At 68.1% G+C, this 9,364-nt stretch carries 10 protein-coding genes; 3 read left to right on the top strand and 7 right to left on the bottom strand.

The window, feature by feature from the left end:
• Positions 1-8 precede the first annotated feature (8 nt).
• The 4 genes from rpmG to pabB all read right to left on the bottom strand — a co-directional run bounded on the left by rpmG (position 9) and on the right by pabB (position 3,328).
• Complete coding sequence (rpmG, locus tag AC3A5N_RS14585; RefSeq protein WP_010233410.1) at positions 9-176, bottom strand: 50S ribosomal protein L33; 168 nt, start codon at positions 174-176, stop codon at positions 9-11.
• 128 nt (positions 177-304) lie between these two features.
• Positions 305-721, bottom strand: a complete 417-nt coding sequence (gene arfB / locus AC3A5N_RS14580; protein ID WP_487738050.1) for an alternative ribosome rescue aminoacyl-tRNA hydrolase ArfB — start codon at positions 719-721, stop codon at positions 305-307.
• Positions 714-1,370, bottom strand: a complete 657-nt coding sequence (locus tag AC3A5N_RS14575; protein ID WP_487738049.1) for an RluA family pseudouridine synthase — start codon at positions 1,368-1,370, stop codon at positions 714-716. The genes arfB and AC3A5N_RS14575 overlap by 8 nt, the downstream gene beginning before the upstream one ends.
• A 131-nt stretch (positions 1,371-1,501) precedes the next feature.
• A complete protein-coding gene (gene pabB, locus AC3A5N_RS14570; RefSeq protein ID WP_487738048.1) occupies positions 1,502-3,328 on the bottom strand; it encodes an aminodeoxychorismate synthase component I in 1,827 nt (608 codons plus the stop codon).
• A gap of 103 nt (positions 3,329-3,431) precedes the next feature.
• Here pabB and AC3A5N_RS14565 point away from each other — a divergent pair, with 103 nt between their 5' ends.
• The gene (locus AC3A5N_RS14565) at positions 3,432-5,006 is read left to right on the top strand and encodes a helicase HerA-like domain-containing protein (protein WP_487738047.1); all 1,575 of its coding nucleotides are present in this window, start codon (positions 3,432-3,434) and stop codon (positions 5,004-5,006) included.
• Here the strand turns inward: AC3A5N_RS14565 and AC3A5N_RS14560 are convergent.
• The gene (locus AC3A5N_RS14560) at positions 5,003-5,470 is read right to left on the bottom strand and encodes a cupin domain-containing protein (RefSeq protein WP_487738046.1); all 468 of its coding nucleotides are present in this window, start codon (positions 5,468-5,470) and stop codon (positions 5,003-5,005) included. The two genes, AC3A5N_RS14565 and AC3A5N_RS14560, sit on opposite strands and share 4 nt — an antisense overlap.
• A 53-nt stretch (positions 5,471-5,523) precedes the next feature.
• Here AC3A5N_RS14560 and dapE point away from each other — a divergent pair, with 53 nt between their 5' ends.
• The gene (gene dapE, locus AC3A5N_RS14555) at positions 5,524-6,651 is read left to right on the top strand and encodes a succinyl-diaminopimelate desuccinylase (protein ID WP_487738045.1); all 1,128 of its coding nucleotides are present in this window, start codon (positions 5,524-5,526) and stop codon (positions 6,649-6,651) included.
• A 25-nt stretch (positions 6,652-6,676) separates the two neighbouring features.
• Positions 6,677-8,008 (top strand): dicarboxylate/amino acid:cation symporter, encoded by a 1,332-nt coding sequence (locus AC3A5N_RS14550; protein WP_487738044.1) that lies wholly within the window; start codon positions 6,677-6,679, stop codon positions 8,006-8,008.
• On the opposite strand, the gene nth is transcribed toward AC3A5N_RS14550, so the two are convergent.
• Together nth and dapB are read right to left on the bottom strand one after the other, a co-directional pair.
• The gene (nth, locus tag AC3A5N_RS14545; protein ID WP_487738043.1) at positions 7,956-8,621 is read right to left on the bottom strand and encodes an endonuclease III; all 666 of its coding nucleotides are present in this window, start codon (positions 8,619-8,621) and stop codon (positions 7,956-7,958) included. The genes AC3A5N_RS14550 and nth overlap by 53 nt on opposite strands.
• Positions 8,618-9,355, bottom strand: coding sequence for a 4-hydroxy-tetrahydrodipicolinate reductase (dapB, locus tag AC3A5N_RS14540; protein WP_487738042.1), 738 nt, complete (start codon positions 9,353-9,355; stop codon positions 8,618-8,620). Before dapB ends, nth begins: the two co-directional genes overlap by 4 nt.
• Between the last annotated feature and the right edge of the window lie 9 nt (positions 9,356-9,364).

Below are 9,364 nucleotides of genomic sequence, written 5' to 3'. Positions count from 1 at the left end.
AATTCAGCTTACTTGATCTTCGCTTCCTTGAACTCGACGTGCTTGCGCACGACGGGATCGTACTTGCGGAAGGTCATCTTCTCGGTGATGTTCCGGGGATTCTTCTTGGTCACGTAGTAGAAGCCCGTATCGGCGGTCGAGACGAGCTTGATCTTGACGGTTGCGGGCTTCGCCATGGCGTGTTCCTAAGATCGTTCTGAGGCCCCAAACACCAGTGTAAGCGGCCGAAAAAATTCAGGCGGCGCGCGCGGCACCGCCATTCCGGCGCGGCCATTGGGTGATTCACGGGGAAAAGTCAAGCACGCTACCAGTCGACCTTGCCCCGGCTGGCCTTGACCGCGCCGCGCGATTTCTTCGCCTTCAGACGTTTCACCTTGCCGACGCGGTTGACGCGGCTCTTGGCGCGCTTCTTCGGCTCCCTGAGCGCCTCTTCGATCAGCTCGGCCAGCCGGTGGCGGGCCTCCTCGCGATTCGCCTCCTGCGTGCGGTGGGTGCGCGCGGTGAGGACGATCTCGCCCCTTGCGGTCATCCGGCTGCCGGCGAGCGTCTTGAGCCGCGCGAAGACCGCGGGCGTCAAGCGCAGGGCAAAGACGTCGAGCCGCAGTTGCACCGCGGTCGCGACCTTGTTGACGTTCTGCCCGCCGGGCCCGGTGCCGGCGATGAAGCTTTCCTCCGCCAGCGCCAGCGCGCGCTCCACCGGGGACGGCGGCTCCTCATCCATCGGCGAATCCGAGGGCGGCGAAATCCGCGGGGAGCGGGGCGGTCGCCTCGACCGGGGGCTTGCCCGCGCGTGGGACGACGAGCGCCGCCGCATGGAGCATGGTGCGCGGCGCACCCTTGCCGCTGCCATAGACCGGGTCGCCGAGCAGCGGCACGCCGAGGCCGCTGGCGGCGTGGACGCGGATCTGGTGCGTACGGCCGGTCTCGGGCCGGAACTCGACCAGCGTGCGGCCCTGGTGCCGCGAGACGACGCGCCAATGGGTGACCGAGGGCTTGCCCTTCTTCGCAACGATCATCCGCCAGCCTTTTTCCGCACTGCTGATCTTGCTCAGCGACAGCGCGATCCTGCCTTCGTCTTCCGCCGGCTCCCCGTCGAGAATGCCGAGGTAGCGCTTTTCGACCAGCCGCTCCTCGAACGCCATGGCGAAGCGCCGGAGCGCCTTGGGATTGCGCGCGAGCAGCAGGCAGCCGGAGGTGTCGGTATCGAGCCGGTGAACGGGCATCGGCGCGCGCTGGAAGCCGAGCTTCAGTTCGTCGAGCTGATCTTCCAGCGCCCGGCCGCCTTTGCGCGGGCGCTCGATCGGCAGCCCGCCGGGTTTGTCGATGATCAGCGCTTCGCCGTCTTCGAAGAGGATATGCAGAGCGCTCATTGCCGACCTTCCGTTCGCCCCGAACTTGTCGAAGGGCCGTTCCTGTGTCCAGCGCGCCCGCTAGAGGAAAGAGAGGGCCTTGGCCAACGCCCTCCTCTTCCTGTCCGGCGCGCTCGGCTCCAACGGCAGCGCTAGAGTGCGAGTTCCGCCCGCATCAGCCCGCGCAGGGCGTTGCCGATCAGGAAACCGCCTTCGAGATCGGCGAGCGTCAGCTCAGCCTCGCGCGCGTGATCCTGGGCGAGGAGCGCAGCGCGCGCGACGCCTGGCAGCAGCCCGAGCCGCGCCGGCGGCGTCAGCAGGATGCCGCCGCGCTCGACGTAGAGATTGGTGAAGCTGCCTTCCGTCACGAGCCCGTCGTCGCGAACGAACAGCGCCTCGGCCGCGCCGGCTTCGCGAGCAGCGGCCAGCCCGTCCGCGTAGAAGCCGCGGTCGCTGGTCTTGTGCCGCAGGCGCCAGTCGCCGGGATCGACCGGCAGCGGCAGCGCGATGCAGCGCACCGGCTCGCCCAGCGGCGGGGGCAGGTCGCACGCCTCGACCGCGATCGCACCGCTACGGGCGCAGAGCAGGCGCACGCGGGCCGGGCGCTCGAGCTCGAAGCAGAGCGCATGGATGCGATTGCGTGCGACATGGCGGTCGAAAGCGAAGCCGAGCGCGGCGGCGCTCGCCTTCATCCGCTCCAGGTGCCCTTCTATCAGCGCTATGCCCTCTTCGGGCGTGAAGCGCATGGTCTCGATCAGATCGAACGCGGGCGCCGTGTGGCCGGGCGAACTGCGCCGGGCGAAGCCGCCCTTGAGCACCGCCTCGCGCCACTCGGTCAGCGGCTCACTGTCGGCGACGATCGCGGAACCGACGCCGAGCACGGCGGTGCCTTGCGCGTTCTCGATCGGAGTCAGCCGCAACGTGCGGATCGCGACGTTGAACGCCGCGTCGCCCCCGTTTCCATCCTTGGCCGGGCCGATCCGGCCGATCGCGCCGCAATAGGGACCGCGGGCATCGCGTTCGACTTCGGCGATCAGTTCCATCGCGCGGATCTTCGGCGCGCCGGTGATTGAGCCGCAGGGGAAGATCGCACGCACGAGGTCCGCCGCGCCTTTCCCCTCAGCCAGTGCCGCGCGCACGGTGGTGACCATCTGGTGGACGGTCGGATAGCTTTCGACCGCGAACGGCGCATCGACGCGGACGCTGCCGGGTTCGGCCACGCGCGACAGGTCGTTGCGCATCAGGTCGACGATCATCAGGTTTTCTGCCCGGTCCTTGGTCGAGGCCGCCAGATCGTCTGCCAGCGCGCGGTCCTCTGCCGGATCGTCCGACCGGGGCCGGGTGCCCTTCATCGGCTTGGCCTTGGCCTTGCGTCCCTTGAGCGAGACGAACAGCTCGGGCGAGAGGCTGAGCAGCCAGTGCGCGCCATCGAACACCATCCCGCCGTAGCCCGCCTGCGCCGCCGGGCGCAGCGCCGCGTAGAGCGCGAGCGGATCGCCCCGGTACGACCCGGCGAGCGGGAAAGTGAGATTCGCCTGATAGATGTCGCCGCCGCGGATCGCCTCCTGCAGCCGGGCGAAGGCCTGGGCATAGGCGCCGGGCGAGACCTGCGGATCGAGCGGTCCGAGCGAGGCATCGCCCTCGGCGCGCGCCGCAAGCCAGGTGGGCACGTCTGCGGCGGAAATGACGGTTTCCGTCTCGAACAGGCCGAGCCAGACGAGCGGCCCGGCCGCCCCGGTCCTTGCCTCCGCCAGCGTGCGCAGCCTGGGCTCGAGCGCCAGCCCTGCCTCGTACGCGAGAAAGCCGACGAGCCAGCCGCCGCGTTCGGCCCGCGCCGCATCGGCGGCGGCAAGCACGGCTTCGACCTCGCCGGGCTGGCGCGCGACGAAAATCTCCACCGGGTTCTCGTAGAAATGCGCGTCGGCCGCGCTCCCGGCGCGCGCATCGTCGAGCAGCACGAAGGGTGTTCGCTCTCCCATCGCCCCCGCCTTAGGGTCCGGAGCCCTATCCGCCAAGCCGGGAACTTGCGGCGCGCGAACGCCTGCGCCATGCCTGATCGCGATCACGGCGGGAGAATCATACGTGAGCGAAATCTTTCTCGGGCTGGCCGGCAACGGCGAGAAGCAGTTCCTCAACCTTCGGCGCGCCAACCGCCACGGGCTGATCGCCGGCGCAACCGGCACCGGCAAGACGGTGACCCTCCAGGGCCTGGCCGAGAGTTTTTCCGCCCAAGGCGTGCCGGTCTTCGTGGCTGACGTGAAAGGCGATCTCTCCGGCATCGCCATGGCCGGCTCCCCGACCTTCAAGAACGCCGACAAGCTGGAGGAGCGCGCGAAGGAGCTGGGCATGGAGGACTATGCCTATTCCGACAACCCGGCCATTTTCTGGGACCTCTACGGCGAGCAGGGGCATCCGATCCGGACGACGATCTCGGAGATGGGGCCGCTGCTGCTCGCCCGGCTGCTCGACCTCAACGAAACGCAGGAGGGCGTGCTGCAGATCGTCTTCCGCCACGCCGACGATCATGGGCTGCTGCTGCTCGATCTCGGCGACTTGCAGGCGATGCTCGCCTGGTGTGCGGAGAACTCGAAGGAGCTGAGCACCAAGTACGGCAACGTCACGAAGGCGAGCGTCGGCACGATCCAGCGCCAGCTCCTGAGCTTCGAAAGCCAGGGCGCGGACCGGTTCTTCGGCGAACCCGCACTGGAGATCGACGATTTCCTGAAGGCCGACGAGCAGGGGCGCGGCTACATCAACGTCCTCGCCGCCGACAAGCTCATGCGCAGCCCGAAGCTCTACGCGACATTCCTGCTGTGGCTGCTGGCCGAACTGTTCGAGAGCCTGCCCGAAGTCGGCGACCCCGAGAAGCCCAAGCTGGTGTTCTTCTTCGACGAGGCGCACCTGCTGTTCGACGATGCGCCCAAGGCCCTGCAGGACAAGATCGAGCAGGTCGTGCGCCTGATCCGCTCCAAGGGCGTCGGGGTCTACTTCGTGACGCAGAACCCGATCGACATACCGGAGGAAGTCGCCGGGCAGCTCGGCAACCGGGTCCAGCATGCGCTGCGCGCCTTCACCCCGCGTGACCAGAGGGCGATCCGCGCCGCGGCCGAGACCTTCCGCATCAACCCGGAGCTCGACGTCGAGACGGCGATCACAGAGCTCAAAGTCGGTGAGGCGCTCGTCTCTACCTTGCTCGACGACGGCGCCCCCTCGATCGTTCAGCGCACGCTGATCAAGCCCCCGCGCAGCCGCCTGGGGCCGGTGACGGCGAAGGAGCGGGCGATCGTCCAGTCGGTCAGCCCCGTGGCGGGCAAGTACGATACCGCGGTCGATCGCGAGAGTGCGGAGGAAGTGCTCGCGCAGAAAGCCGCCGACGCCACCGCGACGGCCGAGGAGGTCGAGCAGAAGGGACGCGAAGAGGTCGAGAAGCGCCCGCGCAAGAGCACCTCGATCTGGGGCAAGGCGTTGAAGCGCGCGTTGGGCGCGGCGACCGGCTCGGGCGCGTCGATCGCGGCGAGCACGATCACGGGGCGCAAGTCGCGCGCGAACCCCATGAAGACCGCAGCATCCTCCGGCCTCGGCTCGCTCGCCACCGATCTCGCGGGGCCGCTCGCAGGCCGCTTCGTGCGCAACCTGATCGGCGGACTGATGCGCTAGGGTATCCGCTTCGTCGGATAGGGCGTGCCGTCCTTGTGGAGGTAGCCGTCGGGTCCGAACTTCATGTCGATATCGGGGTACTCGCCGTGATCGGCCGAGCTGTCACCCGCGCTGATGGCGACGAAGACGCAGTCGCTCCCGCTGCGGTTCTGCAAGTGGTGCCCGTCGTGCACGCCTTTCGGCCAGGCGGCAACGTCGCCGGCGCGGAGCATCGTTTCGCCGCCGTCTTCGACCAGCACCGCCTCGCCCGCGATCATCACCAGCAGCTCGTCCTGCCCGCCATGCCAGTGGCGCTGCGACGACCATGCGCCGGGCTTCAGCACGACATGGCTCGCGCCCATTTCGGTAAGCCCCGCTCCGGGCGCGAGGCGGCGATACCAGCGGCCCTCCACCTCCTGGTCGTAGGGGGCGGGGTAGCCGGTGGCGTTGGTCAGCGGGAGACTGTCGAGAGCGAGCTTGGGCATGGAATGACTCCGATGGGTGGTAAGCGACGAATTGCTCGTCTAACCCCCGCGCGATGACCGACGCCAGCCTGCTTGCCGAAAAGCTGATCGCCGCGCCCAGTGTCACCCCGGCGACCGGGGCGGTGTTCGACGTGCTGGAGGGGATGCTGGTGCCGCTCGGCTTCGAGGTTCACCGCTTCGTGCGCGGCGAGGCGCCGGACGGGCCGGTCGAGAACCTCTTCGCGATCCGCCCGGGTCCCGCGAGATCGAGGCACTTTGCATTCGCCGGCCATCTGGATGTCGTCCCGCCCGGAGAAGGCTGGACCAGCGCGCCCTTCGCGCCCGAGCGGCGGGGCGATCTGCTCTATGGGCGCGGTGCGGTCGACATGAAGGGGGCGATCGCGGCGATGGCCGCGGCCGTGGCCGAAGTGCCGCCCGGCGCCGGCACGATCAGCTTCATCGTGACGGGCGACGAGGAAGGTCCAGCCGTCTACGGCACCCGCGCGCTGATCGACTTCATGCAGGAACGCGGTCATCGCCCAGACCTGTGCCTCGTGGGCGAGCCGACGAGCGTCAACCGCCTCGGCGACATGATGAAGATCGGCCGTCGAGGCTCGGTCAATATCTGGCTCGAGGTCGACGGCACGCAAGGCCACGTCGCCTATCCGCACAACGCCGACAATCCGATCCCGAAGCTCGTCGCGATCCTCGCGGAACTCGATGCGCTGGTGCTCGACGAGGGGACCGAGTGGTTCCAGCCGTCGAACCTCGAAATCACCGACCTCGAGGTTGGCAACCCGGCGCACAACGTGATCCCGGCCAAGGCCACCGCACGGATCTCGATCCGCTTCAACGACCGCCACACGGGTGCGTCGCTGTCGGAGAAGGTCGCCGGTATCGCCGCGAAGCACGGCGGAACCGCGCTTCCGATCATCTCGGGCGAACCGTTCCTGACGCCGCCTGGCGAGTTCTCGCAGATGATCGCCGATGCGGTCGAGGCCGAGACCGGTCTCGTGCCCGAAGCTTCGACCAGCGGCGGCACGTCCGATGCGCGGTTCCTGCGCGCCGTCTGCCCGGTGATCGAGTTCGGGCTGTGCAACGCCACCATGCACAAGCGCGACGAGGCGGTGGCGCTGGCGGACCTCGATACGCTAGGCCGCATCTATGCGCGCATCGCCGCAGCGGCGCTGGGCAAACGATAAGACGATACCGGAGGGGAAGCGAGAAATGGCAAGCCAGGACGCAGCGGAGATCGCCGCAGGCGCCGCACCGACGGGACACGGCAAGCTGCAATGGCGGATCCTGATCGGGTTCGTTGGCGGGCTCGTCGCCGGCCTCCTTGCCTATACCTTCGCGCGCGACGCGACGTGGGTCGAATCGATCGTGACTTACGTCACCAATCCGATCGGGCAGATCTTCCTCCGCCTGCTGTTCATGCTCGTCATCCCGCTGCTGTTCAGCGCGCTGGTGGTCGGCATCGCAGAGATGGGCGAGGTCAAGTCGCTCGGCAGGGTCGGGCTCCGGACACTGCTCTACACGGTGGTCGTCTCCTCGATCGCGGTCGTGATCTCGCTCGCACTGGTCAATCTGATCAAGCCGGGCGAGGGGATCGACCCTGCCGCCGCCGCCGAATTGCTGGCCGAAGGGGCGGAGGGCGCGTCGAGCATCGTCCGCGCGAGTGCCGAGAGCCAGGCCGGCGTCAACCAGGTCATCGCCATCGTGCCGAGCAATGTCATCGCCGCGATGTCGTCCAACGACATTCTGGCGGTCATGTTCTTCGCGCTGTTCTTCGGCATCGGCCTTCTGCTCGTCCAGACGCGGCGGACCGAAACGCTGAAGGACGCGATCGAGGGTGTGTTCGAAGTGGCGATGAAGCTGATCGGCTTCGTCATCCAGCTCGCGCCGATCGCGATCTTCTGTTTCATGTTCAACCTCACGGCCCAGTTCGGCTGGGACCTGCTGTTCAAGCTCGCCGCGTTCGTCGGCGTCGTTCTGCTGGCGCTCGGGGTGCAGATGTTCGGCGTCTTCCCCGCGATCCTGAAGTTCGTCGCCAAGAAGAGCCCCATCGCGTTCTTCCGCGAGACGCGCGAGGCGAGCGTCATGGCGTTCTCCACCGCCAGCTCCAACGCAACGCTGCCGACCGCGCTGCGCGTCGCCGATGCCGAGCTGGGCTTGCCGCGCCGCATCGCACGCTTCGTGCTGACCATCGGCGCCACCGCCAACCAGAACGGCACTGCCATGTTCGAAGGGGTGACGGTGCTGTTCCTCGCCCAGTTCTTCGGGGTCGAGCTCTCGCTGATGGATCAGGCCTTCGTCATGCTGATCTGCATCCTGGCCGGCATCGGCACCGCCGGCGTGCCGGGCGGCTCGCTGCCGGTGATCGCACTGATCCTGGCGGGCGTGGGCGTCGATCCGGCCGGCATCGGGCTGATCCTCGGCGTCGACCGCTTCCTCGACATGTGCCGCACCACCCTGAACGTCGTGGGCGATCTCGTCGCGGCGCAGACTATCTCGGCGCTTTCGCCCGACTTGCCGGAGGCACCAGAACCTTCTGCTTGAAGGCGCACAGCTCCACTATCGGGCAGTGCCAGCATTCGGGAAGCCGCGCCTTGCAGATGTAGCGGCCGTGCAGGATCAGCCAGTGATGCGCGTGCAGGCGGAAGGGCTGCGGCACACGCTTCTCCAGCTTGGCCTCGACCTGTTCGGGCGTCTTGCCTCTTGCGAGACCCGTGCGGTTGCCAACGCGGAAGATGTGCGTGTCTACCGCGAAAGTCTCCTGCCCGAACCAGCAGTTGAGCACGACATTCGCGGTCTTGCGGCCGACGCCCGGCAGCCTGACGAGCTCCTCCCGCGTATCGGGCACTTCGCCGCCGAACTCGTCCATCAGCATCTGCGAGAGCGCGATGACGTTCTTCGCCTTCGAATTGAACAGGCCGATGGTCTTGATGTGCTCCTTCAGCCCCTCCTCGCCCAGTGCGACCATCTGCTCGGGCGTCTCGACTTCGGCGAAGAGCTTGCGCGTCGCCTTGTTGACGCCGACGTCGGTCGCCTGGGCCGATAGCGCGACGGCGACGACGAGCTGATAGGCATTGCCGTATTCCAGCTCGGTCTCGGGCGCGGGGTTGTCTTCCGCTAGCCGGCGGAAGAACTCGAATATCTCGTCTTTCGTCATCGCGCAGCGGGGTCGAGCACGTCGTCCATCGTGTAGCGGCCGGGCGCGCGGCCGATCAGCCATTCGGCCGCCCTGACCGCGCCGCGGGCGAAGATCATGCGATTCTCGGCGCTGTGCGAGAGGATAAGGCGCTCCTCCTCGCCGGCCAGGATTACGCTGTGCTCGCCCGCGACCGTGCCGCCGCGCAGGGCGGCAAAGCCGATCACACCGTGCTGGCGCTCGCCGGTATGGCCGTCGCGCCCGCTCTCGCGATGGGCGGCAAGCTCGATCCCGCGCCCCTGCGCCGCCGCTTCGCCGAGAAGCAGTGCCGTGCCGGAGGGGGCGTCGACCTTCCGCCGGTGGTGCATCTCGACGATCTCGATGTCCCAGTCGGGACCGAGCCGCGCCGCCGCTTCGCGCACGAGCTGTGTGAGCACCGTCACGCCGAGCGAGGTATTGCCAGTCTGCAGCACGGCGATGGCCCGCGCGACATTGTCGATCGCGGTGTGGTGGCGGTCTTCCAGCCCGGTGGTGCCGATCACGATCGGGATGCCCGCGCCGATCGCCGCGTGAATGTTCCCTTCGAGCGCGACGGGAGCCGAGAAGTCGACCAGCACGTCGCTGCGGTCGGCGAGCGCGGCCGGATCGCCCCCGCGGTCGACCCCGCCGGCATATTCATGCCCGGCATCGGCAATCGCGCGGACAAGCGCCTGCCCCATGCGTCCCTCGCTGCCGATGATGCCGATGCGTGCCATTGCGCTTCC

The organism is Pelagerythrobacter sp. Soil_C_18, assembly GCF_057657235.1.
The sequence above is the reverse complement of the archived record's forward strand: the minus strand, read 5'-3'. Positions and strand labels throughout refer to the sequence as shown.